This window comes from Microtetraspora sp. AC03309 (genome assembly GCF_020826795.1).
GTDB lineage: Bacteria > Actinomycetota > Actinomycetes > Streptosporangiales > Streptosporangiaceae > Microtetraspora > Microtetraspora glauca.
In genome coordinates, this window is sequence record NZ_JADDIL010000007.1 from 114,631 (window position 1) to 139,650 (window position 25,020).

At 70.8% G+C, this 25,020-nt stretch carries 24 protein-coding genes; 10 read left to right on the forward strand and 14 right to left on the reverse strand.

The genetic code is table 11. From position 1 onward, the window contains the following. Positions 1-24: 24 nt before the first annotated feature. The 4 genes from IMZ11_RS05895 to IMZ11_RS05910 all read right to left on the reverse strand — a co-directional run bounded on the left by IMZ11_RS05895 (position 25) and on the right by IMZ11_RS05910 (position 3,315). Positions 25-894 carry an amino acid ABC transporter permease gene (locus IMZ11_RS05895; protein WP_228638245.1) on the reverse strand — a complete coding sequence of 290 codons (870 nt, stop codon included), beginning with the start codon at positions 892-894 and terminating at the stop codon, positions 25-27. After that, positions 891-1,559 carry an amino acid ABC transporter permease gene (locus IMZ11_RS05900; RefSeq protein ID WP_228638247.1) on the reverse strand — a complete coding sequence of 223 codons (669 nt, stop codon included), beginning with the start codon at positions 1,557-1,559 and terminating at the stop codon, positions 891-893. The genes IMZ11_RS05895 and IMZ11_RS05900 overlap by 4 nt, the downstream gene beginning before the upstream one ends. Before the next feature lie 80 nt (positions 1,560-1,639). Then, a complete protein-coding gene (locus tag IMZ11_RS05905) occupies positions 1,640-2,500 on the reverse strand; it encodes a glutamate ABC transporter substrate-binding protein (protein WP_061257605.1) in 861 nt (286 codons plus the stop codon). Positions 2,501-2,559: 59 nt separating this feature from the next. Then, on the reverse strand, positions 2,560-3,315 hold the full coding sequence (locus tag IMZ11_RS05910) for an amino acid ABC transporter ATP-binding protein (protein WP_228638249.1): 756 nt from the start codon (positions 3,313-3,315) through the stop codon (positions 2,560-2,562). A 210-nt stretch (positions 3,316-3,525) separates the two neighbouring features. Here IMZ11_RS05910 and IMZ11_RS05915 point away from each other — a divergent pair, with 210 nt between their 5' ends. Beyond that, complete coding sequence (locus IMZ11_RS05915; protein ID WP_228638251.1) at positions 3,526-4,170, forward strand: hypothetical protein; 645 nt, start codon at positions 3,526-3,528, stop codon at positions 4,168-4,170. A gap of 178 nt (positions 4,171-4,348) precedes the next feature. Here IMZ11_RS05915 and IMZ11_RS05920 read toward each other — a convergent pair whose 3' ends face one another. The 6 genes from IMZ11_RS05920 to IMZ11_RS05940 form a co-directional block, all read right to left on the reverse strand. After that, on the reverse strand, positions 4,349-4,990 hold the full coding sequence (locus IMZ11_RS05920; RefSeq protein ID WP_228638253.1) for a response regulator transcription factor: 642 nt from the start codon (positions 4,988-4,990) through the stop codon (positions 4,349-4,351). 3 nt (positions 4,991-4,993) lie between these two features. Continuing rightward, a complete protein-coding gene (locus IMZ11_RS46090; protein ID WP_228638255.1) occupies positions 4,994-7,192 on the reverse strand; it encodes a histidine kinase in 2,199 nt (732 codons plus the stop codon). Between the two features lie 92 nt (positions 7,193-7,284). Continuing rightward, positions 7,285-7,821: a GPP34 family phosphoprotein gene (locus tag IMZ11_RS05930; RefSeq protein ID WP_228638257.1), complete on the reverse strand. Its 537-nt coding sequence runs from the start codon at positions 7,819-7,821 to the stop codon at positions 7,285-7,287. Next, on the reverse strand, positions 7,818-8,495 hold the full coding sequence (locus tag IMZ11_RS45015) for an amino acid permease (protein WP_255706059.1): 678 nt from the start codon (positions 8,493-8,495) through the stop codon (positions 7,818-7,820). The genes IMZ11_RS05930 and IMZ11_RS45015 overlap by 4 nt, the downstream gene beginning before the upstream one ends. Continuing rightward, complete coding sequence (locus IMZ11_RS45020; RefSeq protein ID WP_374462184.1) at positions 8,480-8,914, reverse strand: amino acid permease; 435 nt, start codon at positions 8,912-8,914, stop codon at positions 8,480-8,482. Before IMZ11_RS45020 ends, IMZ11_RS45015 begins: the two co-directional genes overlap by 16 nt. 277 nt (positions 8,915-9,191) lie before the next feature. Next, positions 9,192-10,127: an RNA polymerase sigma-70 factor gene (locus IMZ11_RS05940; RefSeq protein ID WP_255706076.1), complete on the reverse strand. Its 936-nt coding sequence runs from the start codon at positions 10,125-10,127 to the stop codon at positions 9,192-9,194. Positions 10,128-10,252: 125 nt separating this feature from the next. Here IMZ11_RS05940 and IMZ11_RS05945 point away from each other — a divergent pair, with 125 nt between their 5' ends. Together IMZ11_RS05945 and miaB are read left to right on the forward strand one after the other, a co-directional pair. Then, a complete protein-coding gene (locus IMZ11_RS05945) occupies positions 10,253-11,098 on the forward strand; it encodes an SDR family NAD(P)-dependent oxidoreductase (RefSeq protein ID WP_228638262.1) in 846 nt (281 codons plus the stop codon). A gap of 319 nt (positions 11,099-11,417) precedes the next feature. Continuing rightward, a complete protein-coding gene (gene miaB, locus IMZ11_RS05950) occupies positions 11,418-12,905 on the forward strand; it encodes a tRNA (N6-isopentenyl adenosine(37)-C2)-methylthiotransferase MiaB (RefSeq protein WP_228638264.1) in 1,488 nt (495 codons plus the stop codon). Between the two features lie 327 nt (positions 12,906-13,232). Here the strand turns inward: miaB and IMZ11_RS05955 are convergent, their stop codons facing one another. Then, positions 13,233-14,213 (reverse strand): hypothetical protein, encoded by a 981-nt coding sequence (locus IMZ11_RS05955; protein ID WP_228638266.1) that lies wholly within the window; start codon positions 14,211-14,213, stop codon positions 13,233-13,235. Positions 14,214-14,624: 411 nt separating this feature from the next. Here IMZ11_RS05955 and IMZ11_RS05960 point away from each other — a divergent pair, with 411 nt between their 5' ends. Together IMZ11_RS05960 and IMZ11_RS05965 are read left to right on the forward strand one after the other, a co-directional pair. Continuing rightward, on the forward strand, positions 14,625-15,236 hold the full coding sequence (locus IMZ11_RS05960) for a hypothetical protein (RefSeq protein ID WP_228638267.1): 612 nt from the start codon (positions 14,625-14,627) through the stop codon (positions 15,234-15,236). Positions 15,237-15,529: 293 nt separating this feature from the next. Beyond that, positions 15,530-16,324, forward strand: coding sequence for a class III extradiol dioxygenase subunit B-like domain-containing protein (locus tag IMZ11_RS05965; RefSeq protein ID WP_228638270.1), 795 nt, complete (start codon positions 15,530-15,532; stop codon positions 16,322-16,324). Between the two features lie 280 nt (positions 16,325-16,604). Here the strand turns inward: IMZ11_RS05965 and IMZ11_RS05970 are convergent, their stop codons facing one another. After that, on the reverse strand, positions 16,605-17,528 hold the full coding sequence (locus IMZ11_RS05970; RefSeq protein ID WP_228638272.1) for a ribonuclease Z: 924 nt from the start codon (positions 17,526-17,528) through the stop codon (positions 16,605-16,607). A 106-nt stretch (positions 17,529-17,634) separates the two neighbouring features. Between IMZ11_RS05970 and IMZ11_RS05975 the strand changes: the two genes are divergently transcribed. Beyond that, complete coding sequence (locus tag IMZ11_RS05975) at positions 17,635-18,162, forward strand: methylated-DNA--[protein]-cysteine S-methyltransferase (protein ID WP_061257597.1); 528 nt, start codon at positions 17,635-17,637, stop codon at positions 18,160-18,162. Positions 18,163-18,245: 83 nt separating this feature from the next. Here IMZ11_RS05975 and IMZ11_RS05980 read toward each other — a convergent pair whose 3' ends face one another. Continuing rightward, on the reverse strand, positions 18,246-18,461 hold the full coding sequence (locus IMZ11_RS05980) for a hypothetical protein (protein WP_061257596.1): 216 nt from the start codon (positions 18,459-18,461) through the stop codon (positions 18,246-18,248). On the opposite strand from IMZ11_RS05980, the gene miaA reads away from it, so the two are divergent. The 3 genes from miaA to IMZ11_RS05995 all read left to right on the forward strand — a co-directional run bounded on the left by miaA (position 18,460) and on the right by IMZ11_RS05995 (position 22,787). Further along, positions 18,460-19,443, forward strand: coding sequence for a tRNA (adenosine(37)-N6)-dimethylallyltransferase MiaA (miaA, locus tag IMZ11_RS05985; protein WP_374462197.1), 984 nt, complete (start codon positions 18,460-18,462; stop codon positions 19,441-19,443). The two genes, IMZ11_RS05980 and miaA, sit on opposite strands and share 2 nt — an antisense overlap. Positions 19,444-19,602: 159 nt before the next feature. Next, positions 19,603-20,421: a diaminopimelate epimerase gene (dapF, locus tag IMZ11_RS05990; protein WP_228638276.1), complete on the forward strand. Its 819-nt coding sequence runs from the start codon at positions 19,603-19,605 to the stop codon at positions 20,419-20,421. 32 nt (positions 20,422-20,453) lie between these two features. Further along, entirely contained in the window at positions 20,454-22,787 is a 2,334-nt protein-coding gene (locus IMZ11_RS05995) for a tetratricopeptide repeat protein (protein ID WP_228638278.1), read from the forward strand. 86 nt (positions 22,788-22,873) lie between these two features. On the opposite strand, the gene IMZ11_RS06000 is transcribed toward IMZ11_RS05995, so the two are convergent. Continuing rightward, the gene (locus tag IMZ11_RS06000; RefSeq protein ID WP_228638280.1) at positions 22,874-23,536 is read right to left on the reverse strand and encodes an XRE family transcriptional regulator; all 663 of its coding nucleotides are present in this window, start codon (positions 23,534-23,536) and stop codon (positions 22,874-22,876) included. An 86-nt stretch (positions 23,537-23,622) separates the two neighbouring features. On the opposite strand from IMZ11_RS06000, the gene IMZ11_RS06005 reads away from it, so the two are divergent. Continuing rightward, positions 23,623-25,011 carry a benzoate/H(+) symporter BenE family transporter gene (locus IMZ11_RS06005; RefSeq protein ID WP_228638282.1) on the forward strand — a complete coding sequence of 463 codons (1,389 nt, stop codon included), beginning with the start codon at positions 23,623-23,625 and terminating at the stop codon, positions 25,009-25,011. Positions 25,012-25,020 lie beyond the last annotated feature (9 nt).

Sequence of the window (25,020 nt, forward strand, 5' to 3'; positions counted from 1 at the left end):
GCGCGGTTCGCCCGACGGCGACGATCAGGCGGGAATGCCGGCTCCGGTGTCTACGGGAGGGATGATCGGCTGCGCGGCCGTACGGTTGCTGCGCCTGGTGCGCCTCTCCAGCCAGGTGGCGAGGGCACTGAGCGACATGTTGAGCCCGATGTAGATGACCCCGATGACGATCGCGGCGGGGATGAGCGACCCGAAGTGCACCGCCGGGATCAGCTTGAAGCCCATGTTGAGCAGGTCGACGTACGCGATGATGTACCCCAGCGCGGTGTCCTTGAGCAGTACGACGAGCTGGCTCACGATGGCCGGCATCATGGCGGTGACCGCCTGCGGGAGCAGGACGAGCCGCATCACCTGACTCTTACGCAACCCGATCGCCTGCGCCGCCTCGGCCTGCCCGGACGGCACGGCGCGGACCCCGGCACGGACGATCTCGGCCAGCACGGACCCGTTGTACAGCGTGAGCCCGGCCACGAGCGCGATCAGCGTGTAGTCGCCGCCGCCGAACACGCTCGGCGCGAGGAAGAACAGGAAGAAGATCAGCAGCAGCAGTGGGATCGCGCGGAACGTCTCGACGACCGCGCCCGCGACGCCCCGGACCCACCGGTGGTCGGAGAGCCGGGCCAGGCCGAAGATCGCGCCGAAGACGAGCGCGCAGACCGCGCTGATACCGGCCGCCTTCAGCGTGCCGAGCAGACCGGGGACGATGTACTCGGTCCAGGTGGAGACGTCGAGGAAGGGCTTCCAGATCTCGCCCTCCCACTGCCCCTTGGCGTCGAACCTGGCGTAGACGTAGTACGCGGCGGAGGCCAGGACGACCACGGACAGCAGGGTCAGGATGTTGTTGCGCAGCCGTGCGCGCGGGCCCGGCGCGTCGAAGAGGATGTTCGTGCTCATCGGGCCACCGCCAGCTTCGCCGCCAGGCGGCTGGTGACGAACCCGACCGGCAGGGTGACGACCATGAAGGCGATGACCAGCCCGACGAAGATGGGGATCGACACGCCCGTGTCGTCGAAGGTGTCCCTCATGACGAAGGCCGATTCCATCAGGTAGCCTCCGGCGATCGCCACGGTGGTGTTCTTGATCATCGCGATCATCACGCTGCCCAGCGGCGCGACGACCGTCCGGAACGCCTGTGGCAGGATGATCAGCCGCAGGGACTGCAGGAACGTCAGCCCGATGGCGCGGGCCGCCTCGGCCTGCCCGAGCGGCACGGTGTTGATGCCCGCGCGCAGCGCCTCGCAGACGAAGGTCGCGGTGTACGCGGACAGCCCGAAGACCACCAGCCAGAAGCTGTTGGTAGTCGGGGTCGCCGAGAAGGACAGGCCGATGGTGTCGCTGAGGCCGAGTGAGGAGAAGGCCAGCACCAGGGTCAGCGGTGTGTTCCGCACGATGTTGACGTAGACCGTGCCGGCCCCGCGTAGCACCGGCGTCGGCGAGACCCGCATCGACACCAGGATCGTGCCCAGGACCAGCGCGAGGACCGCGCAGATCAGCGAGAGCTTGACGTTCTCCAGGAAGCCCGCCAGCAGGTCCGGCGCGTATTTGATCAGATCGTCCATCGTGCTCCACCGGTTGAGGAGGCCGCCGCCGGCTGGGGGACCGGCGCGGCGGCGGCCATGTCAGGTGTCCTGGGACACGGTCAGGCGCAGGGCTCGAAAGTCGGAGCCCCGGTGGGCGCCTTCAGACCCTGTGCCTGGCCGAACCACTTGGTGAACAGCTGCTGGGCGGTGCCGTCCTGGTACATCTTGGTGATGGCGGCGTTCACGGCCTCGCAGGTCTTGGTGTCGCCCTTCTTCAGGCCCACGCCGTACTTCTCGTCGGTGAACGGCTGGCCGAGGATCTTGAACTTGCCCGGGGCCTGACCGGCGAACCCGGCCAGGATCAGGTCGTCGGTCGTGACGGCGTCGAGGTTGTTGCCCCCGAGCTTGGCCACGCACTCGGAGTACGACGCCGCGCCCACGAGTTGGGCGTCGAGGTCGAGCTCGCCGTCCGGCGGCGGGTCGGTGATCCGCTTGTAGGAGTTGGAGCCGGCGGCCTGGCAGATCCGCTTGCCCGCCAGGTCGGTCGGCTTGGCGATGCCGCTGTCGTCGGTGCGGACCATGACGTCCTGGTGCGCCACGATGTACGGCCCGCCGAAGGTCACCTTCTCCTTGCGGCTCTCGGTGATGGAGTAGGAGGCGAAGATGATGTCCACGGTGCCGTTGGCGAGGAACGCCTCACGGTTGGACGAGGCGGACTCCTTCCAGGTGATGTCCACGTCCTTGCCGCCGGCGAGCTCCTTGACGACGTACTTCGCGACGTCGACGTCGAAGCCCTCGGGCTCGGCGCCCTTCTTCAGGCCGAGCCCCGGCTGGTCCCACTTGGTGCCAAGAACGACCTTCTGCGATTTCTCCAGCTTCTCCGCGACGCTGGAGTAGCTCTCGTCGCCCCCGCCGCAGGCCGTCAGGCTCGCGGCCGTGGCGGCGACGGCGAGAACCGCCCAGATTCGTCGTGCTCGCATTACTGCCACCTCTTCTTCCGTGCGCCGGGCCGGATCGCGGCCCGGGGAGGATTGCGTGATCAGTGCGTGAGGATCTTGGAAAGGAAATCCTTCGCCCGGTCCGTCCGGGGATTGGTGAAGAAGGCGTCGGGTTCGGCCTCCTCGACGATCTCGCCGCCGGCCATGAACACGACCCGGTTGGCGGCCCGGCGGGCGAACCCCATCTCGTGGGTGACGACCATCATGGTCATGCCGTCCCTGGCGAGGCCGGTCATCACGTCGAGCACCTCCTGGACCATCTCGGGGTCCAGCGCCGAGGTCGGCTCGTCGAAGAGGATCATCTTGGGGTCCATGGCCAGCGCGCGGGCGATGGCGGTGCGCTGCTGCTGGCCGCCGGAGAGCTGGGCGGGGTACTTCCCGGCCTGCGAGGCGATGCCGACACGTTCGAGCAGCTCCATGCCGCGCTTGTCGGCCTCGCTCTTGGAGACCTTGCGCACCTTGATCGGCCCGAGGGTGACGTTCTCCAGGATGGTCTTGTGGGAGAACAGGTTGAACGACTGGAAGACCATCCCGACGTCGGAGCGGAACCTGGCCAGCGCCTTCCCCTCGGCGGGGAGCTCCTGGCCGTCGAACGTGATCTTCCCGGCGTCGATGGTCTCCAGGCGGTTGACCAGGCGGCACAGCGTGGACTTGCCGCCACCGGACGGCCCGATCACGACGACGACCTCGCCGCGCGCGACGCTGAGGTTGATGTCCTTCAGCACATGCAGCGTGCCGAAGTGCTTGTTGACGCCTTCCAGATTGACAAGAGGGCGCGGGTCACCAGGCTCCGTCATGGTCAACAACGTAGGGGTGTCAGCGTCGCCAAATCACTACCGCGCGGGTACCGATCAGATCACAGGCTCCCTACGCCCATGTGCCGGGACATTCCTCCCGGTCTCTCCGGGGCCACGGCTCATCCGTCCCGGGATGGTGTGGCGCTTCTCTGGGTTCGTCGCGAAGGCGACCGGAGAAAGCCCCTCATAGAAAGCCGCGGTGAGTCACTTATGTTGAAAAATCCGGATCTGTTCAGGAGAAACGTCGCCGGCGTCGCCATGCTGGTCTGGCCGTTGCTGGAGCTCGCGGCCTTCCTCACCTCGCCGCCGGGGACGACGCACGCCCCCGACGTCTTCGCGAGCCGCCCGGTGCAGGTGCAGGTGAGCGCCCTGCTGTTCCAGTGGGGCACCATCGCCATGATCCCCGCGATACTCGGGCTCGCCCATCTCCTGCGTACGCGCATGCCGCGGACCGGGAACATCGGCGCCGCGATCGGGGCGGTCGGCGCCGCGAGCGCGATCGCCCTCTTCACGACCGACTTCTACGACCTCGCGCTGGCCCAGACCCTGCCGGCGGAGCAGGCCGTACGCGTGACCGAGGCGGCGAACGCGCTCGGCGGGTTCGTGTACGGCATGCTGCTGCCGGGATTCCTCGTCCACGTGGGCGTGCTCACGCTCATGGTGGGCCTGGCCCTCGCCAAGGCGGGGCCGTGGTGGCTGCCCGTGGTGACGCTCATGGGGGTCATGGGGCCGTTCCTGACGATGGGCCAGACACCCGCTGTCCAGTCGATCGGAGCGCTGTTCCAGTTCGCCGCGTTCGGCTGGGTGGCCGTGAAGGTGCTCCGCATGCCCGTGGCCGACTGGAAGGCCGCGTGACCTCTTACCCGCCCGGCCCTTCATCCGCCAGACCGTTCACCTGACCTTCCACCTGACCCTGACCCGGACCCGCCCGACCCTTCATCCGCGAGACCGTTCACCTGACCGCCCACCTGACCCGCCCGAACCCTCATCCACCTGGCTTCGTGCCCCGCCCGGCCCTCTGCCCGCCCGGCCGTCACTTGCCGAGGCCGGACTCCCGCGCCCGGATGATCGCCTGGGCCCGGTCCGCCACCCGCAGCTTCGTGAAGATGCTGGACACGTGATTGCGCACGGTCTTCTGGCTCAGGCCGAGCCGTACCGCGATCTGCGGGTTGGTCAGGTGGGAGGCGATCAACCCCAGGATCTCCCGCTCACGCCGGGTCAACTCGGGGAAGCTCTCCTCCCCGCCCGACCCTCGGGAGAAGTAGTCCATCAGCCGCCCGGCGAGGGCGGGGCCGAAGATGGCCTCGCCCCCGGCCACGGCGTGGATCGAGCGGACCAGTTCGGCCCGCCGCGCTCCCTTGAGCACATAACCCCTGGCCCCGGCCCGCATGGCGGCGAGGACCGAGTCGTCGTCGTCCGACATGCTGAGCACGAGGACCCTGATGTGGGGATAGTCCCGCACGATCCGCTCGGTGGCGGCGACGCCGCCCATGCCGGGCATCGTCAGATCCATCAGAACGACGTCGGGTTGCACTCTCGTCACGAGGACCAGGGCCTGCTCGCCGCTGGCGGCCTCGTCCGCCACCTCCACGTCCTCCACCGACTGGAGCAGGGCGCGCAGCCCGGCCCGGAACGTGGCGTGGTCGTCGACGAGCAGCACGCGGATCCGCTCCATCGCTTACCGCTCTCCTTCCGATTTCTCCCGGTTCACCCCGGGAGTGGCGTGATCCGCCCCGGGATCTCCGGGATCTCCTCGGTCCGGCCGGGCTTCCGGGATCGCTCCGAGCGGGAGTTCGGCCAGCACCCGGGTGCCGCCCTCCGCCCGCGGTTCGATCCGGCATGATCCGCCCAGCTCGGCCGCCCGCTCGCGCATCGACGCGGTTCCCACGCCCGCTCCGACGCCGGTCACGGCCTGGGCGCCCGTGCCGGTCACAGCCCCGGCGTCCGTGCCGGTCATGGCCTGGGCGTCCATGCCGGACCCCCTCTCCTCGGATGCCGTGCCGTACGGCTCGCGCCCGTCGTCGGTGACCTCCAGGCGCAGCCGGGCCCCGGCCACGGACAGACGGATCGTGGCGTGCGCGGCTCCGGCGTGCCCGCGCACGTTGGCCAGCGCCTCCACGGCGATCCGGTACGCGGCGACCTCGACGGCGGCGGGCAGGGCGGGCAGCTCACCGTCGGACTCCACCCGCACGTCCAGCAGCGCCTCCGGGCTCCGGGGCAGGCCCGCGACGTGAGAGCGGATCGCGCCGAGGAGTCCGAGGGTGTCCAGCGCGGGCGGGCGCAGCCCGTCCACCAGCGTGCGCACGTCGTCCATGGCCGCCTGGGCGTCAGCCATGATGTCCTCCAGCATCGCCTTCGCCGCCTCGTCCGTGACCATGTCCTGGACGGCCTCCGCCCGCATGGTCAGCGCGGCGAGCGTGGGGCCGAGGCCGTCGTGCAGATCGCGGCGCAGCCGCCGGCGCTCCTCCTCCCTGGCGATGACCAGGCGCTCGCGCGACCGCTGCAGGTCGGCGGACAGCCGTATCGAATGGACGGCGACGCCCGTCTGCCTGGCCAGGTCGGCGAGGACACGCTGGTCCCTCGGGCCGAACCCGCTCTCACCAGGTCTCGGGGACAGGACGAGCTCACCGACGGGCTCGTTGTGATAGACCAGCGGGAGCCGTACGGGATCGGGGGCGGGCACGCCGTGCGCGTGCGACGGGCCGTCGGCCACCTCGACCGCGACGTGCGGCAGCCGCAGCGCCTCGGCCACGGAGCGGGCCACCGCCGACAGCACGGCGGACGGTTCTCCCGTCTCCTCCAGCCGCTTGCCCAGCAGCGCCAGGACGGCGTACGGATCGTCCCGCCTGCCGTACATGACCAGGTTGATCCAGCGCTGGACGCGGTCGCGCAGCGGGGCGAAGACCAGGGCGATCACCCCGGCGGCGACGATCGAGACCGGCAGCGCGCCCTCGGACCGGAAGATCGCGCCGAGGTAGGTGACCACCACGACATACCCGCCGACGACGCACCCGGACAGCAGGAGGTACACGAACGTCCGGTTGATGACGAGATCGATGTCGAGCAGCCCGTGCTGGAGCACGGCCACGCCGACCGAGATCGGCAGCAGGCTTGCTGCCAGCGTTCCCGCGAGTTCCCAGGGCGTGCTCTCCATCGGCCAGACGGCGCCGGGATATTCGTCCGTGAGCCCGGCCACCAGGCGGGCGGCGACGATCAGACCGGCCAGCCCCGCCGCGTACACCAGCCACTTGACCTGGTCGCGCTCCCGCCGCCCGCCGTGCCTGGACCGGCGGACGAGTTCCACCGCGCCCGTGACGAACAGCAGGCCGGAGAGCACCGACATCACCGGGTCCACGGCCCGGGAGAGGTCCGCGAGCGCCGGTACGCCGAGCGGGTTGACGACCGCCGTGCCGAGGCCCGCCTGGTCGTTGGGGCCGGGCCGCAACGCGCTCAGCGCCATCACCGCCACGGAGAACACGCCCAGCGCGCCGAGCGGCGGCCGCCACCTGGGCGAGGGGAGCTTTCCGGCGGGGAAGAAGAGGGGGATCGAGGAGAGCGACAGGTTCGCCGGGATCCACAGCCAGCTCTGCGGCCAGGCGGCCGCCTCGGCGAGCGGCGCTCCGGTGGATCGCGCGAAGATCGCGTACTGGCCGAAGCCGTCGAGCAAGGCGAAGGACAGGGCACCGGTCAACATGATGAGACCGATCGCGTTGTCCGGTCGCCGCGCGCCGATCAGGCCGCCCACGACCGCGAAGGCGGCGACGAAGAGCAGATGGCTCTGGGGGATCAGACCCATCCCGTTGCGTACGCCCAGGACGAGTGCGGCGGTGGTGAGCAGGAGTGTGGCCACGCATACGGGCCATGCCGCACGCCGCACGTGACCTCCCTGATGTCCGGTTTCAGGGTATCGATGGCTTCGCCCAGAAAGATGGGACATTGTCCCGATCGGGGCGGGTCAGATTCAGCCGCTCACCGATACAGGGCGACGGCGGCCTCGCTGATGAGCGTCTCGACGACGCCGATGACCTCGTTGACCGGGCGGGGATACTCCCGCGCGATGGAACGCAGGCGGCCGACGAGCTGGCCGGACGGCTGGGCGAGGTGGAGCGCCGCCTCCACCCGCAGCACACCGACCAGGCCGCACAGCGCGGCGCACCGCGCGTCCGGTTGCTCCACGGCCTCGACGGCGTTGTGCACCCCGGAACGCGCGCGCACGACCGGCGCGACGTCGGTGGGCGGGTAGCGGGTCTGCGACATCACGCCCATGCGCCGCCTGGTGACCCGGGTGAGGACGCCCGCGGCGACCATGTCACCGATGGGATTGAGGTCGTAGACGGCGAGCCGGCCGTGGGTGATGTCGAGACGGCAGGTCAGGGCCAGGTCGAGCAGCACGGCGCCGGCTGGCCCGAGACTCAGCGAGGGCTGGTTGATCAGCGGCTTGCCGGCCTGGTCGTGGGCGATGAGATACAGGTCCTGGTAGAGCGGCAGCCGGTTCAAGGCGCTCACCGTGACTCCTCCAGTACGGCGAAGCCGGCTGAGGAGGGTCGGCGACCGGCAATGTACAGGCCGGCCAGGACCAGGACGCCGACGCCGAGCCAGATCAGGCCCAACACCTGGGCCAGGATGTTGGCGTTGATCACGACGAAGACGAGGATCGCCATCCCCACCAGCGGCGTGACCAGATGCGCGAGGAGATCGGTCGACCGCCCACGGATCACGTAGTGCACGATGACTGAGACGTGCAGGACGATGAAGGCGATCAGCGCGCCCATGTTGATCAGGCTGGAGAGCAGGGTGACGCCGTCCTTGCGGCTGGACATCCACACCCCGAGAACGGTGGACAGCGCGGCGATGAACAGCGTGGCGTTGGCCGGCACGGAGTGCTTGACCGACACCCTGGCCAGGAACGACGGGAGCTGCCGGTCGCGCGCCATCGCGTAGAGCAGGCGGGAGACGGCGACCTGCGCGACCAGGGTGTCAGCCAGGCCCCACGAGATCGCGGTCGCGGCCGACATGATGTGCGCCAGCCGACTCCCGCCGGAGGCCGCGGCGGTGTCGTAGAACGCGGTGCCGTTCTCGTCGCCGTGGGCCAGCAGGCCGGCCGGGTCGGAGACCAGCAGGGAGGCGACCCACACCTGGACGATGAACAGCACGCCGGCCAGGATCAGGGCCAGGCGCATGGCCTTCCCACCTGGGCGGAGCCGCCCTTGGCCTCCTCGACGAGCATGCTGATCCCGTCGAACCCGAGGAAGGACAGCACCGCGACGGAGACGGGGCCGAACACCACCGGCCAGGAGAAGGTGTCCGGATTGAACAGCGGTGTGAGATCGAACCCGCGCCCCTTGCCCTGGAGGAGGGCCCAGACGCCGACCGAGAGGAAGAGGCCCAGTACGACCAACTCGGCGGTGATCAGGGCTTTGGTGAGCGAGATGGTCATCCGGATGCCGCGCAGGTTGATCACCGTGTTGATCGCCACGAAAATGATCACCCATGCCCACACCGGGATCTGCGGCACGGTGGCGTTCATGGCGATCGACGCCACCAGGTACAGCAGGCCGGGCACGAGGACGTAGTCGAGCAGGATGGCCCATCCGGTCATGAATCCGACCGGGGCGGCGATGCCACGGCCCGCGTAGTTGTAGACGGAGCCCTTTTCATTTTGATGACGCTGGTCATGTTGGGGCCGCGCGAAGCGGTGGCGGATGACGAGGCTCTCGGTAAGACAGTGGTCGACCAGGATCCGATGCCTCGACCGGGAGCCTCGTCGCTGTCTTACCGTGCTTCCCGTGCTTCCCGTGCTTCCCGTGCTTCCCGTGCTTCCCGTGCCGCGATTCCGCGGCCACCCGGACTCCGCCCGGCCACCCGCGTGCCGCCCATCATGGCGTCTGCTGGTCGCGGCGGGTCTGCTTCTTCTCGCGGATGACCGCGTGGGCGTCGGCGACCGGGCCTAGGTGAGCGAGCTTGTCGGGATTGACGATCGAGCGGATGGTCTGGATGCGACCGTCCAGGATGTCGAGCGTCCAGACGTTGAAGATGTGACCGTCGCGGTCGCGGATGATGACGCCCGGCTGGCCGTTCACCTCGTGCGCCTCCAGCACCGCGCCGATCTGGGCGAACGGCGGGATGGCGACGGACAGTACCCGGGCGACCTTCGCGACGCCGAAGAGAGGGATCGTACTCCCGATCTTGCCGGCGCCGTCGTTGACCAGCTGGACGTCGGCGGCCAGCAGTTCCTGCAGCCCTGTGACGTCTCCTTCCCTCATCGCACGGAAGAACCGCCCGGCGAGCCGGTCGCGGGCCCGGCGATCCGCCTCGAAGCGGGGGCGGCCCGCGTCCATGTGACGGCGCGCCTGCACCGCGAGCTGGCGGCAGGCCGCCTCCGACCGCTCCACCGCGGCGGCGATGTCCCGGTAGCTGAAGGCGAACACCTCGCGGAGCACGAAGACCGCACGTTCGAGCGGGCTGAGTCGCTCCAGCAGGATCAGCGCCGCCATCGACAACGAGTCGGACAGCTCCGCCGACCGCTCCGGGTCCTGGTAGGGGTCGGTCAGCAGCGGTTCGGGGAACCATGGCCCGACGTAAGCCTCACGCCGGACGCGGGCCGAGCGCAGCACGTCGATCGAGATCCGCGTCACCGTGGCCGACAGGAAGGCCTTGGGCGACTCGGGCCGGGTCGGGGAGCCGTCGTAGCGCAGCCAGGCCTCCTGGACGGCGTCCTCGGCCTCGCTCACGCTGCCCAAGATGCGGTAGGCGATCGCGAAAAGCAGCGGCCTCAGTTCCTGGAAGTCCTCGACGCGAGTCACGCCGACCATTGATATCAGCACTCCGGACAAAGGTGACATGGTGTCGCAGGTCACACTCGGGCGATCTCACATCTCTGCCGGGCTATCTCGTCCAGGGGGTTGTAACGGCTGAAAGCGGCAACAAGGAGCACACCATGCAGAAGGTTTGGTTCGTCACCGGCTCGTCCCGCGGCCTGGGCCGCAACTTCGTGGAGGCCGCCCTGGCGCGCGGCGACAAAGTCGCCGCCACTGCCCGGAACACCGCGAGCCTGCGGGCGCTGGCCGACACCTATGGGGACGCGGTGCTTCCACTGGAGATGGACGTGACCGACAGGGCCACCGTCTTCGAGACCGTGAAGCGCGCCAAGGAGCACTTCGGCCGGCTCGACGTCATCGTGAACAACGCCGGCTACGCCCAGATCGGCGCGGTCGAAGAACTCACAGAACAGGAACTGCGCGACCAGCTCGAGACCAATCTGTTCGGCGCGGTGTGGGTGGTCCAGGCCGCGCTGCCGTACCTGCGCGAGCAGCGTTCGGGGCACATCATCCAGCTTTCCTCGGCCGCCGGGGTCATCGCGATGCCGCTCGGGGGCGCGTACCACGCCTCCAAGTGGGCCCTGGAGGGCCTGAACGAGGCGCTCGCCGGCGAGGTCGCCGAGTTCGGCGTCAAGGTGACCATCATCGAGCCCGGCGGCTTCGCCACCCGGGACGGCAACAACCCCGACCCGCTCGCCAACGGTTACATGGCCAAGCCCGACCCGGCCTACGACGGTCTCCGTCAGTACCTCGGGGCGATGACGGGGAAAATGCCCGCAGGCGACCCCGCCGCCGCGGCGCAGGCACTGTTGAAGCTCGTGGACTCCGCCAACCCGCCGGTGCGGGTGCTGTTCGGCAAGGGCTTCCACCCATTGATCGAGCGGGCCTACGCCGACCGGCTCAAGACCTGGGCCGACTGGCAGGACCTCTCAATCGAGGCACACGGCAGCCTCGAAGCCCGCTGACCCAGGTGAAAGGCCGCGCAACCGGCGAGCGGCGCCCAGGTCGCCCAGGCCACCTGGGCGTCCGGGCGATCCACTCGGCCGGTGAGCCGGATTGTCCCGACGGGGTTGGGGCCTGTCCTGCAGCTCATCGAGCCCCTTTTATCGTGATCATGCACGTCACGGGCTATGGGGTGAGGGCCAGATGCGGGGTGAGATGAGGCTCCCGGTAAGACAGCAGTCGACGTGGCTTTGCCGAGATGGGCGGGTCATTACCCTGATCGGGGATGAGTCTGGTGGAGGCGTTCCGGGGTCGCCGAAGCGCCTACCCTTGTTGGTTGAGATGACTGTCACCGAAGCAGGCGCCCGCACGTACGAAGTACGGACCTATGGGTGCCAGATGAACGTGCACGACTCCGAGCGCCTGTCCGGGCTGCTGGAGGACGCCGGATACGTCCGCGCCCCCGAGGGGGAGACGGCGGACGTCGTCGTGTTCAACACGTGCGCCGTGCGGGAGAACGCGGACAACCGGCTCTACGGCAACCTCGGGCACCTACGGCCGATCAAGATGGCCAAAGACGGCATGCAGATCGCCGTCGGCGGCTGCCTCGCGCAGAAGGACCAGGGCGAGATCGTCCGCAAGGCGCCCTGGGTGGACGTGGTCTTCGGCACGCACAACATCGGCTCGCTGCCGGTGCTGCTCGAACGCGCCCGCATCGCGCAGGAGGCCCAGGTCGAGATCAAGGACTCGCTGGAGACCTTCCCCTCGACGCTGCCGACCAGGCGCGAGTCCGCCTACGCCGCCTGGGTGGCCATCTCCGTCGGCTGCAACAACACCTGCACCTTCTGCATCGTGCCGTCGCTGCGCGGCAAGGAGAAGGACCGCCGGCCCGGCGACATCCTGAACGAGGTCCGCACGCTGGTCGACCAGGGCGTCCTTGAGATCACGCTCCTCGGCCAGAACGTCAACACGTACGGCGTCGAGTTCGGCGACCGGCTCGCGTTCGGCAAGCTGCTGCGCGCCTGCGGGGACGTCGAGGGGCTGGAGCGGGTCCGCTTCACCTCGCCCCACCCGGCCGCGTTCACCGACGACGTCATCCACGCCATGGCCGAGACGCCCAACGTCATGCACCAGCTGCACATGCCGCTGCAGTCGGGTTCCGACCGCGTGCTGAAGGCCATGCGCCGGTCCTACCGCGCGGAGCGCTACCTCGGCATCATCGACCGGGTCCGTGCCGCGATGCCGGACGCCGCGATCTCGACCGACATCATCGTGGGCTTCCCCGGCGAGACCGAGGAGGACTTCCAGCAGACCCTCGACGTCGTACGGGCGTCCCGTTTCGCCAACGCCTTCACCTTCCAGTACTCCATCCGTCCGGGCACCCCGGCGGCCACCATGGAGGACCAGGTGCCCAAGGCCGTCGTCCAGGAGCGTTACGAGCGCCTGGTGGCCCTCCAGGAGGAGATCTCCTGGGAGGAGAACAAGAAGCAGGTCGGCCGCACCCTGGAGGTGTTGATCGCCGAGGGTGAGGGCCGCAAGGACGACGCCACCCGCCGCCTGTCCGGTCGTGCCGCCGACAACCGCCTCGTGCACCTCGCCGCCGTGGACGCCCGGCCGGGCGACATGGTGACCGCCGAGGTCACCTACGCCGCCCCTCACCACCTCGTCGCCGACACGGTCGTCTCCGTACGGCGTACGCGTGCCGGGGACGCGTGGGAGGCCCGACAGGCCGCACCTGACACGGGCCGTGGGGTCAATCTGGGTATGCCGACCATCGGCCGCCCTCCGGCGGCTCCCGAGCCCTCCTCGGCCTGCTCCGCCCGACCATAGCGGCGGCTCGGCCCCGGCAGCGGCCGTGGCGCCCCGGCTGGGGCGACGCGGATCACAGCCGGTCGGGGGCCGGTGCTTGGGGTTGGTGCGTGGGCACACAGGGCGGCACGTCATGCTGTGGTGGGACCCAGCGAAGCCCCATACGGTGGCGTGTGGTGCCGTGGTGCGGAGTGCCATGGCGCTCGGCATCGTGGTCGTGGGACGGCTGTCGTGGGGGCGGCCGTCCCACCCGACTCTTCAGAGAAGCGACAGTGTTCCACGGCTCGGCTCCGGGCCGCATCACCGTAGGACGCCTCCGGTCCGTCAGGCATGACCGGGAGGTCGGCTTCAGCGGCGCGGGGCCGTGAAGCTGTCGAGGAGTTGGTAGCAGTAGTCCCGGCGTACGTCGTGGAAGGTCGCGCAGGGGTCGGGGAAGGGACGAGACCGAGGCCCGTCGCGGTGCGACGGTTTGGCGGGTGTCCGTCGGGCGACTCCCGTCCTGCCGGTGACGGTGGCCTTCTCGATGATCGCGGTCCTTTCTGGGGCCGCTGCCGTCCTCGCTGCGGTTCCCGGTGTCGCGGACAGCGCGGGGGCCGGCTTTCCCGGGACCGCCGCCTTCGTCCGCGCGTCGGCGCCCGCGTCCCTGGTCGGCCTCGGGGGCGGGATGGGAACCGGTGAAGGGCGCGTCGCAGGGCCCGACGCCGGGGGAAGCCGGAGCTGCGTCGCGGGAACCGGAATCGACCTCGGTGTCATCAGGAGGCCCAGAGACGTCCCCGGTGTCTCCAGCCACCCCGGATCGCGTCGCCCCGCCGGCGCTGGTGTGCCGGGTGCGGGCCGTGTCCCCGATCCCGCCCGCTCTCCGCCGGAGTCGTTGACGCCCGCCCCGTTCGCGGTCGAGCCGTCCGCCTCAGAGCCGTTCATGCCTGACCCGTTCACGCCAGAGCTGTTCACGCCAGAACCGCCCGTTCCCGAGCCGCCTGCCGCGCTCGCATCGCCGCCCGGCGCGCCCATGCCCGTGGGACCAGCGCTGCCGCCCGCAGCGCCCCCGCCGGTCGTGCCGCCACCCGGTTGCACGCCGCCCGTGCCGGGACCAAGGGGATCGCGAATGTGATCAAGGGGACGCGAGTCGCGCGCCTGACCCAGCACGCCGAGGCGTGGCCCGCCGTCCGAGCCGTGGCCGTTGTCGCCGTCGGCATCACGGGTGGTGCCAAGGAAGACGCCGAGCCCCGCCACGGCGACGACGCCGGTGGCCCCGGTCAGGGCGAGCGCCGTACGCCATCGAGGCCGGCGCGACGGCGAAAGACCCGAAAGATCGGGCAATTCTGGCATAGCGTGGCTCTTTCGTGATCAGTTCGCGCCGGTTCTGTCGCGCGAGGCGGGACCAGTGTGGTCCACCGTTCGCGCGGGCGGCGGGGATTCTCCAATCTCGGTTGGTGGGCGACGACCGACGGGTGTCAGGCATCGGTCCCGGCCTCGGCGGTGTCCCGGGCTCAGTCGTGTCCTGCTCCCAACCGGCCTCGGCCGTTCGGGCTCGACGGCAAGCCGCGTCGAGCCCTGCCTCGCCTTCTGTTCGTGCGGTGTTGAGCAAGCGATGCGGCCAAGATGGGCGATTTAAGATCATTACATGCGGAGTGATGTTATTTGAGTGGTTAATGTGCGAAAGGCGCCTTGTGGTGGCTAGGCTGGCCGGACCCTTCGGAAGCCTGGAGGTTTCCCCGACCAGCCGCAGGGAGTCACACCTTGGATAGGCACGATCGACCGTCGGCGCACCCCGACGGGGAGCCGACCCGGCCCGTTCCCACGACCCCGCCAGCCGCGAACCCCCCTTCCGCGAGCCGGCCTTCCGCGAGCTCGCCGAGATCCCGGCGCAAGACCGGGCCTGACCGGCGTGTCATCGCGGTCGCCGCGCTCGTCGCGGTCCTGGCCGGAGGCGGGATCGTCTACGCGGTCGCGAGCGACTCACGAGGAGCCGGTTCCGTATCGAACGGCGAGTCCGCCGACGGCCGGCCCGCCACAGGTGATGAGGCAGCGTCGAACGGCGAGGGCGCACCGGGCGATGGCTCCGCGTCGGACGACGGTGCCCGGGAATCCGCCGCATCCGGTGACGCCGATGGAGACAGCGGGAACGGCACCTCTCCCGGAGGCAGCGGGTCCAGCGGTAGCGGGTCCGGTTCGGGTACCGGTGGCACGACGGGCAAGAAGACGCCCAACACGAGCGAGACGCAGTCGTCGGCCACGGGCAAGTCGCCGACCAAGCCGTCCTCCGGCGGTGGTGAGGGCGACGAGGACACGGTCGACCGTTCCGGAGACGCGGGCGTCGTCGAGCCAGGAGAGCCGGTCGGCGGTTACTGATGCCGTGCCCCACCGACATCCGGCGGCTGTCGGCACGCACCGACAAATCTCGGAGGAAACCCTGATGTGCGGTCCGGCAGCCATCGCACGCTCGGGCCGCGACATCTCTCCCGCTCCCGATTTCCCCGTCGCCTGAAAGCGGCGGTCCCCTCGGGAGGTTCTGATGGAGGACACAGGGCTCCGGCTTCGCTACCCGGGGAAGGCTCGTGGTCCCCGCCAGGGGGCGTGCCTCGCGGAGCGGAGCGGCTTCGGCGGGGAACGGTGTCCGGAGGCACGACGGATAGCCTGGTGCGGTGCTCGTCGCCGCCGCGGTATGCCCGCATCCGCCACTGATCGTCCCCGAGCTCGCCGGCTCGGCCGCGTCCGAGCTCGATCCGCTTCGTGCGGCGTGCGCGGAGGCCGTCCGTTCGCTCGTGCGATCCGGGCCCGATCTGCTGGTCGTCCTCGGCGGTGCGGCCAGCAGCGCCTCCTTTCCCGGTGACGCCGCCGGGACGTTCCGGCCATGGGGCGTGGACGTTCGGGTGGGCCGGGGCGAGCCCGTCCTTCCCTTGTCGCTCACCGTCGGGCGCTGGGTGCTCGACCACTCGGGGCTGTCCGAGACCGCCGTCCCCGTCGGCTTCGAAGTGGTCGCCTTCGACGCGCCATCCGAGGAGTGCGCGGCGCTCGGCCTGCGGATCTCCCGGGCGGGCGGCCGGGTCGCGGTCCTGGCGATGGGCGACGGATCGGCGCGGCTGACCGAGAAATCCCCGGGATACCTGCATCCCGCGGCGGCGCCGTACGACGAGATGCTGGCGGACGCGATCGGGAACGCCCGGACGGACCGGCTGGCCGCACTCGACCGGGCGGAGGCCGAGGAACTGTGGGTTGCCGGACGGGCCGTCTTCCAGGTTCTCGCCGCCGCGGCGGGCGATCGTTCCACCTCGCCGGCCGAGCCTCCGCGACCTCGTTCGCCCGAAGCGGCTCTGCCCGACGGCGTACGAGGCGACACGGAAGGCGGAATGCGTGGCGAGCTGCTCTACCAGGACGCGCCCTACGGCGTCGGCTACTTCGTGGCGCGGTGGACCGCTGAGGAGGGCAGCCGGGCGTGATCCGGTGAGGTGATCACGAGGGCGGCCCGGTGTGGCCGAATGGGCCGCTCAGGAGGTCGGTGTGGCCGAACGGGCCGCTCAGGAGGTCGGTGTGGCCGAATGGGCCGCTCAGGAGGTCGGTGTGGCCGAACGGGCCGTGGAGAGGGCGACCCGGCGGATCCCGGAGTCGGCCGCTCGCAGATCCTATGGAACCGGCCTGCCGATCCCATGGAATCCGCTTGCCGAACCCGTGGCACTGCCCAGGCGAAACGGCTGAACCCAACGTCGCGGCGCCGCCCGATCAGGTCTCCCGCTTGGGCACGGGGATCCGCATGAGGTCACGGGCGACGATGATCTCGCCGCTGAACGCCTCGGCCGCCTCGTCGAGGAAGCGCTGCTCGTCGGCCTCCGCGTACCGCTCCGAGAAGTGGGCCAGGACGAGACGGCGCACGCCGCACTCGGCCGCCACCTTGCCTGCCTGGGCCGCCGTGAGATGGCCGTACTCGGTGGCCAGAGCCGACTCGGCGGACAGGAACGTGGACTCGATCACGAGCATGTCGACCCCTTCGGCCAGGGCGAACACCTCGTCGCAGAGCCGGGTGTCCATCACGAACGCCGCGCTCTGTCCCGGGCGCGGGAGGCTGCAGTCGGCGAGATGGACGGTCGAGCCGTCGGGCGCGGTCACCGTGCCCTGCCGCTGCAGCTCCCCGATCAGGGAGCCGCTCACTCCGCGCCTGGAGAGTTCGCTCGGCAACATGCGCCGCCCGGCGGGTTCGTCCACGCGGTAGCCGTAGGACGCGACGGGGTGGGAGAGCGGCCGGGCGGTGAGCGTGACCGGACCCGCGGGCAGGTGCATGATCTCGCCGGACACCGGCCGGGCCTTGATGACCGAGGTGTCGGCGAAGGACGAGGCGTGGCGCAGCCGCTGCCAGTACGTCTCCCCGCTCGCGGGGTAGGCGGCGTGGACGGTGTGGCCGACCCGGTCCCTGGCGATCCGCTGGACGACACCGGGAACGCCGAGGCAGTGATCGCCGTGGAAGTGCGTGACGCAGATCCAGGTGATGTCGTGCGCGCCCACTCCCGCGTGCAGCATCTGTCGTTGGGTTCCCTCGCCGGGATCGAACAGGAATCCCTCGCCGTCCCAGCGCAGCAGGTAACCGTTGTGGTTGCGGTGCCGTGTCGGTACGGCGCTGGCGGTCCCCAGGACGATGAGTTCGCGATGCACGCCTCAACCTAACGCCTCGCCCTGGCGCCTCGACATTCGCGGCCGTCGCGAGCCTCCCGGGCACGACGGTGGTCCCGGAGCGGGACGGACCCGGAAGAATGGACGCATGGATACAGTCGCCTTCGCCAGCGTTCCGACGAAGCTCGGTGACGTGCTCGCGGCCGTGACGGAGGACGGCGTCGCCGCCATGTCCTTCCAGGACAGCCCCGCCGCGCGGGCGCGCATCACCGAGCGGCTGAAGATGGCCGTCGCCGACGACCCTTCCCGTACGGCGTCCGCACGCGGGGAGCTCGCGGCCTACTTCGCCGGTGAGTTGCGGGAGTTCGGCGTCGCGGTCGACTGGCGGCTGATGTCCACGTTGCAGCGGCAGGTGCTGGGCACGCTCTACACCACCGTGCCGTACGGGCGAGTGGTGACCTATGGCGAACTGGCCGCCAGGAGCGGCACCGGTGTGCCCGCCCGGGGCATCGGATCGATCATGGGCAGCAATCCGATACCGATCATCGTGCCCTGTCACCGGGTCGTCGCGGGCAACGGCCTCGGCGGGTTCAGCGGCGGCGAGGGCGTGGAGTCCAAGCGCTGGCTGCTGACCCTCGAGGGTCACCTGCCGCCCACGCTCGACTGGGATCTGTGAGCGGGTGCCGCTCCGGGGCATCCGGAGCGGCACCTTTCACCGTGGCCTCACCTTGGCCGCCGGGGCATCGGCCCCGGCGAGGGTCAGCGGGGCTCAGGCCCGCCGGTTCCGCCGGGACTCTCCGGCCTCCTGCCGGTGTCCTCGCCGAGCCTGCCCTCGGTGCCTTCGAAAGTGTCGCGCCCTCGGCCTGTCACGTCGCCCATGGTCTCCTGGCTCCTCGCGTGACGCTGCTTCGGGATGTTCTGCAGCTTCTCTGCCGTGCTGCTGATCATTTCCTTGACCTTGTCGATGATCGACATCGTGACTTCACCCCGATTCGATGCGACCAGGCATCGTACGGCTCCCCCTTACCCAGGAGTTGAGAGACTTACCGTTGTGGGGCGACTACCTGTTATCGCCGTCGTGGGTGCCACGGCGGCCGGGAAATCCGATCTGGCCGTCGATCTGGCACTGCGGCTGGGCGGCGAAGTGATCAACACCGACTCGATGCAGCTTTACCAAGGAATGGACGTCGGGACGGCGAAGCTGACCGTTTCCGAACGCAGGGGCGTGCCCCACCACCTGCTGGACATCTGGCCGGTGACCCGTACGGCCAGCGTCGCGGAATACCAGGGGCTGGTCCGACCGCTGATCGACCGGCTCAGGTCTGAGGGCCGGGTTCCGATCCTCGCCGGAGGTTCCGGGCTCTACGTCCGGGCGGCCCTGGACGACCTGGAGTTCCCGGGGACCGATCCGGCGATCCGTGACCGGCTGGAGAAGGAACTGGCCGAGACGGGCCCCGCGCCCCTCTACGAGAGGCTCAGCAGGGAGGATCCGGTGGCCGCGGCCCAGATCCTGGCGAGCAACGGCCGCCGGATCGTCCGGGCCCTTGAGGTGATCGAGCTGTCCGGGCGGCCCTTCTCGGCCACCATGCCGTCGTACGACTCCGTCTACGACAGCGTGCAGATCGGGGTGGAGGTCCCGAGGCCGGTGCTCGACGAGCGGATCGCCCTCCGGGTCGACCGCATGTGGAACGCCGGTCTCGTCGACGAGGTGCGGCGGCTCGCGGACCTCGGCCTGGCCGAGGGCCGTACGGCGAGTCGCGCGCTCGGCTACGCCCAGGTCCTGCGCTTCCTCGGCGGGGAGTGGACGGAGGAGCAGGCCAAGGACGAGACGATCCGGGCCACCCGCCGGTTCGCCCGCCGCCAGGAGTCGTGGTTCCGCCGCGATCCGCGGGTCGTGTGGCTGCCCTTCGACGCCCCCGACCTGACCGATCGTGCGCTCGCCCTGATCACGCCGTAGCCGCCTCGGCGTCGGGAGGGGACGGTGCCGGGGCGGCCACGGCCGATGAGCGACCGCCCGAGCGGCCGTCCCGAGCGGCCGTCCCGAGTGGCCGGACCCATGCCCGGCGAGCCTGCCGGCGGCGGTTCCGGAAGGCCGTTGCGACTAAAATTCGCTGCTATGCGGTTCGTCAAGGGGCAGGGCACCGAGAACGACTTCGTCATCCTTCCGGATCCGGACGGGGCGCTCGATCTCGGGTCGGCGGCCGTCGCCGCGCTGTGCGACCGCCGCGCGGGGATCGGCGGCGACGGCGTGCTGCGCGTCGTCCGTACGAAGCTGTGCCCCGAGGCGGCCGACCAGGCGTCCATGGCCGAGTGGTTCATGGACTACCGCAACGCCGACGGCAGCGTGGCCGAGATGTGCGGCAACGGCGTGCGGGTCTTCGCCCGCTACCTCGTCGCGTCCGGGCTCGCCGCGCCGGGTGAGTTCGGCGTCGCCACCCGTGGCGGGGTCAAGCGGGTACGGCTGGCGTCCGAGGGGGACGTCACCGTGGACATGGGCAGGCCCCGTGTGCTGGGCGAGAGCCGGACCACGGTGAACGGCCGCGAGTACCACGGCCTGAACGTGAACATGGGCAACCCCCACCTGGCCTGCCTGATCGACGACCCCGTGGCGGGGCTCGACCTGACCGCGCAGCCCGGGTTCGACCGCGAGGTCTATCCCGACGGCGTCAACATCGAGTTGATCAATCCGGTGGCCGATCACGCCGTCTCGATGCGGGTCCACGAACGCGGGTCGGGGGAGACCCGTTCCTGCGGCACCGGGGCGGTCGCGACCGCGGTGGCCGCGGCCCACGCCGCCGGGCGGAGCACCGGTACCTGGGCCGTCCACGTGCTCGGCGGCACCGTGACCGTCACGCTCGACGAGGAGACCAGCTATCTCGCCGGCCCGGCCGTCCTGGTCGCGTCGGGAGACTGGCCCGCCGTTCTGGACGGCTGATCGTGACGGGTTTCGCCAACGCCGGTTAGGACATGGCTCGCGGCGTTTGGGGCATGCTCGGTGAGCTGGCAGACTGGCTGCCCATGGACGTGGACATCTGGGCCTGGGTCGGCGGCACCCAGAGGGAACTGCACGAAGCCGGCAACGCCGGTCTGGCCGTGGCGCTGGGTGACGTCCCCGCGCAGGCCCTCGAAGGGCGGTACGGGCAGCTCGACGTCGTCGCCCCGGCCATCGCCCAGCAGGCGGAGGTGCTCGGCAAGCCGTGGCTCGAGCTCTTCGCCCGCTACTGGCACATGATCGGCCGGGTGGGCGACCGGGCGAACGGCGCGGTCGCGCTGGACGACGCTCGGCAGCTTGTCGAGTTCTCCCAGCGAGACGACGTGCGGGACTGCCCGGCCGCGTCCGCCGCGGTCGAGGCACTGGCGATCGCCCAGGCGAACACGGACGGCCCCGGATACGCCGACGAGCGGCTGGCCGCCCTCGGCGCCGCGCTCGGTGACGTCGAGCCGGACTCCTTCGCTTTTCCGGGGCTCACCACCCAGTACGTCGCCGCGTTGCTGGACGCGGGCAAGGCCGCCGAGGCGGTCGCGTACGCCGAGGCCGCGGTCGACCGGCTGCGCGCGGCGGGCCGGGAGGCGAGCTGGGAGCTGGGCGCGGTCTCCGCGCGGGCGCTGCTCGCCGACGGGCGCGCTGACGCCGCCCTGACCGCGCTGGACGCGGCGGCGGACTTCAAGCCGGACGACCCGGTGGCCAAGGCGCGCCGGGAGGCGCTGCTGCGCACTGTCGTGCTGGTCGGCCTCGAGCGCATGGACGAGGCCGTCGAGGCGCTTCCCGATCTCGACGTGGTCGGTGAGCACCCGCGTGAGTGGGTGGAGTGGGCGCAGACGGTCGCGAAGCTGGCCGGCAGCGGTTCGATCTCCAACAGCTGGCAGCTCGGACGGGTGCTGCGGCAGTGGCTCGCGTACTTCGAGACGATGGGCGGGCACCGTGCCCGGGTCGAGCTCGCGCTGGCGGCCGGCGACCTGGCCGTCGCCCGCCAGGGACAGTGGCAGGCCCGGCTGCTCGCCGACCTGGCCGAGGCGGCGCTGGCCGACCTCAGGAACACCGACGGCCTCCCGGAGCGCATCGCCGCGCTGCGCGCCGCCGCGGACGCCGCTCCCGTCCTGCCCCCGCCCGGACCGCAGGACGAGCTGGTCGCCTACTTCGACGCCGCCGACGGCCGTACGGCCGACCCGGAGCGGTGGGTGGGCTGGCTCTGGCCGGTGTCCGGCACGGAGCTGGAGGCCACCCGCCGCCACGCCACCACGCTCGGCTTCCTGGGATACGCCGGGACGGGCGCCGACATCTACTGGAAGCTGATCGTCGAGGACGGTGACCCCGCCACCGCGGGTGACGAGGACATCGCCTACCTCACCGGCCTCCTCATCGAGGCGAACCAGGACGAGCGCGTCGAGCGGTTCGCCGCACTCCTGCCCGAGCGGCACTCCCACCTCGCCCTCGCCCGGCTGCACCGTGCCCGCGAGCGCTGGGAGGAGACCGCGGCCGAGGCCGAGAAGGCCGTCGCCGCGGGGTCCACGCTGGAGGGGCGCCGGCTCTGGTCGGGCGCCGTGCAGCAGCTCGGCGACAACGCCAAGGGCGCCGAGATCATGCGGCCGCTCCTCGACACCGGCGACGCCGAGGAAGAGGACATCTGGCGCATCATCGTCCTGGCCACCGCCGCCGAGGACTGGGTCACGGTCCGCGCCGCCGCCGCCAAGCTCGGCATGCCGATCCAGTCCGAGGAAGGGCCGATCGAGGAGGAGTGGCACCTGATCCGCGCCATCCTCCCCTCGCCCGACGGCAGCCAGCGGGAGGTGCTCGCCGTACGGACCGGTCCGGCCACGGCGCGCCTGGCGATCCCGCAGCCGCGCGGCATGGAGTACAACGCGGGGGACGTGGTCGTGATCGACCCGCGTCCGCTGGAGCCGGTTCCGGAGGACCCGCAGGAGCGCGAGAGCTTCGTCATCCCCTTCGCGGGTGTGTCGATGCTGCGTCCCGGCGGATACACGAGCTGGTTCTTCGACGGCGCGGCCCCCTCCGAGGAGGAGTGGACCGAGTTCAATGAGCTGCTCGCCGAGCGCGGCTGGCCCATGTGGGTCTACAGCGACGAGAACTACCAGGTGACGCACCCCGGGACCGGCGAGCAGCTGCCCGGCGTGTTCGGCTGGATCGCCGCGCCTCCGACGGTGAGCGCCGCGGAGCTGGACGCCACGCTCGACGACGCGACCGAGCAGTGGGTGCACCCGCTCGCCTGGCTGGACCTGGCCCGCGAGGTCGGCGTCGAGGTCGAGCGGCACGAGCGCATCTCCAAGGAGTACGGCCTCTGACGGCTCGCGGGAGGTCACGGCGGCCGGTGACGGCCTCTCCGTGACCTCGCCGCGGTCCTGAAGCACGCGAGGGGCGTCCCTACCGGTCAGATCGGATCGGTGCGGGCGCCCCTCGCCGTCGCTCCGCCCGTCCGTGAGGCGGTGTGGCGGATGACGAGGGAGGCGTGCACGTCCTCGCCGGTCTCCGCGGCGTACATGTGCGGTACGTCGGACACCCAGCTCGCGTGGCCTCCGGCCGGGATCACGATGGGACGGTCGAGCGGGCCGACCCGGGCGGTGCCGGTGAAGACGGTGAGGAACTCCACGGCGCCGAGAGGGTGGGCGGGGGAGACCTGCACCCGACCCGGCCTGATCCGCAGCCGGTAGAGCTCGGTCGTGACGAGCCCGTCCACGAAGGTCTCCAGGAGCGCGGCGGAGACGGCGGACCCGTGGATGATCTCGGGTGGTTCTGGCCGCTCCGGCCGCTCCGGCCTTACGTCGGGATCGGACGGCACAGCATGGTCGGGCGGCACGCCGGACTCGGTGAGCATGTCGGTGAGCACGGCCGCGAGCGGGACGTCGAGCTGGGCGGTGATCGCGTACAGGGTCTCGACGGTCGGATTGCGGATCCCGGCCTCCAGCCCGGACAGCGTGGCCTTGCCGACGCCTGCCCGCAGGGCCAGCTCCGAGAGCGACAGCCCGCGTTGCGCGCGCAGCCGCCGGATGCGCTGCCCGACCTCGGCCGCGAACGCCGCGGAGTGCTCCCTCATGCGACCAGTATCGTGCCGGACTGTTCCGTTTGTGGAACGACGGGCCCTAGACTGCTGTTCCATATACGGAACGAACGGAGTTCGTGATGGGACGCGTGCTGCAGCCGATCCTGGCCGGAGTGGTCCTCGCGATCGTGGGCTTCGCCAGCTCGTTCGCCGTGGTGCTGGCCGGGCTGCGGGCCGTCGGCGCCGATCAGGCGCAGGCCACGTCCGGGCTGCTGGTGCTGTGCCTCGCGATGGGCGCGCTCGGGATCGGGCTGGGTCTGCGCTACCGGATGCCGATGAGCGTCGCCTGGTCCACGCCGGGAGCCGCGCTGCTGGTGTCGGTCGGGTCGGAGGGCGCCGGCGACCGGGCCGACTACCGTGCGGCCCTGGGCGCGTTCGCCGTCACCGGCCTGCTGTTCGTCCTTGCCGGGCTGTCCGACCGGTTCAGCCGCCTGCTGCACGCCATCCCCGCCCCGCTGGCCGGTGCCATGCTCGCCGGGGTGCTGCTGCCGCTGTGCCTGGCCCCCGTCCAGGCGGTCGTACGGTTTCCCGGGTCCGCGATGCCGATCGTCGTCGCCTGGGCGGTGCTGTTCCGCTTCGCCAGGAGATGGGCCGTGCCGGGGGCGCTGCTCGTCACGATCGCCGTCATCCTGCTCACCCAGCCGAGAGCGGAGCACGGCGCGGGCTTGTGGCCGGCGGTGACCGTCGAGACGCCCTCCTTCTCGGCCGGCGCCCTGATCGGCATCGCGATCCCGCTGTTCATCGTCACGATGGCCTCGCAGAACGTGGCCGGGATGAGCATGCTGGCGACCTACGGATACCACCCGAGGCTCCGGCCCATCCTGACGACGACGGGGCTCGCCACGATGGCCGTGGCCCCCTTCGGCGGGCACGCGGTCAACCTCGCGGCGATCACCACGGCGCTGGCCGCCGGCCCCGACGCCCACCCCGACAGGGACCGGCGCTGGATCGCGTCGGTCACGGGCGGCGTCGTCTACATCGTGCTCGGCCTGTCCATCGGGCTGACCGTGTCGTTGATCGCGTCGTCCCCGCCGCTGCTCATCGAGACCGTCGCGGGGCTGGCGCTGCTGGCCACGCTCGGCTCGGCGGTCCAGGCCGCCGTCGCGGACGAGCGGCAGCGTGACGCGGCGGTGGTCACGTTCGTGGTGACCGCCTCCGGGGTCGCCCCGTTCGGCATCGGGGCCGCGTTCTGGGGGCTCGTGGCCGGGTTGGCGTTCCGCGCGCTGTCCGGCGGCCTGCGAGGCCGCTCCAAGGCGGCGGTCTCCGCGACGTCCACGCCGCCCGCGACTTCTACGCCACCTGCGACTTCCACGCCACCCACGCCACCTGCGACTTCCACACCGCCCGCGACGCCCACGCCCTCCGCGACTTCCATGCCACCCACACCCTCCGTGACAGGTGCGCCCTCCGTGACCCCTGTGGCGCCGCCGTCCCCGGTGGCTGGCACCGGCGGCGCCCACGGCTCCTGAACGCCGGTG

Coding starts and splice junctions, on each gene's coding strand:
- IMZ11_RS05975 (WP_061257597.1), top strand. CDS start 17,635: ATGGATACAGTCGCCTTCGCCAGCGTTCCGACGAAGCTCGGTGACGTG.
- IMZ11_RS05980 (WP_061257596.1), bottom strand. CDS start 18,461: ATGTCGATCATCGACAAGGTCAAGGAAATGATCAGCAGCACGGCAGAG.
- IMZ11_RS05920 (WP_228638253.1), bottom strand. CDS start 4,990: ATGGAGCGGATCCGCGTGCTGCTCGTCGACGACCACGCCACGTTCCGG.
- IMZ11_RS05915 (WP_228638251.1), top strand. CDS start 3,526: ATGTTGAAAAATCCGGATCTGTTCAGGAGAAACGTCGCCGGCGTCGCC.
- IMZ11_RS05945 (WP_228638262.1), top strand. CDS start 10,253: ATGCAGAAGGTTTGGTTCGTCACCGGCTCGTCCCGCGGCCTGGGCCGC.
- IMZ11_RS05955 (WP_228638266.1), bottom strand. CDS start 14,213: ATGCCAGAATTGCCCGATCTTTCGGGTCTTTCGCCGTCGCGCCGGCCT.
- IMZ11_RS05910 (WP_228638249.1), bottom strand. CDS start 3,315: ATGACGGAGCCTGGTGACCCGCGCCCTCTTGTCAATCTGGAAGGCGTC.
- IMZ11_RS05905 (WP_061257605.1), bottom strand. CDS start 2,500: ATGCGAGCACGACGAATCTGGGCGGTTCTCGCCGTCGCCGCCACGGCC.
- IMZ11_RS06000 (WP_228638280.1), bottom strand. CDS start 23,536: ATGAGGGAGCACTCCGCGGCGTTCGCGGCCGAGGTCGGGCAGCGCATC.
- IMZ11_RS06005 (WP_228638282.1), top strand. CDS start 23,623: ATGGGACGCGTGCTGCAGCCGATCCTGGCCGGAGTGGTCCTCGCGATC.
- IMZ11_RS05900 (WP_228638247.1), bottom strand. CDS start 1,559: ATGGACGATCTGATCAAATACGCGCCGGACCTGCTGGCGGGCTTCCTG.
- miaB (WP_228638264.1), top strand. CDS start 11,418: ATGACTGTCACCGAAGCAGGCGCCCGCACGTACGAAGTACGGACCTAT.
- IMZ11_RS05940 (WP_255706076.1), bottom strand. CDS start 10,127: ATGGTCGGCGTGACTCGCGTCGAGGACTTCCAGGAACTGAGGCCGCTG.
- IMZ11_RS05995 (WP_228638278.1), top strand. CDS start 20,454: ATGGCTCGCGGCGTTTGGGGCATGCTCGGTGAGCTGGCAGACTGGCTG.
- IMZ11_RS05895 (WP_228638245.1), bottom strand. CDS start 894: ATGAGCACGAACATCCTCTTCGACGCGCCGGGCCCGCGCGCACGGCTG.
- IMZ11_RS45015 (WP_255706059.1), bottom strand. CDS start 8,495: ATGCGCCTGGCCCTGATCCTGGCCGGCGTGCTGTTCATCGTCCAGGTG.
- dapF (WP_228638276.1), top strand. CDS start 19,603: ATGCGGTTCGTCAAGGGGCAGGGCACCGAGAACGACTTCGTCATCCTT.
- IMZ11_RS45020 (WP_374462184.1), bottom strand. CDS start 8,914: ATGACCGGATGGGCCATCCTGCTCGACTACGTCCTCGTGCCCGGCCTG.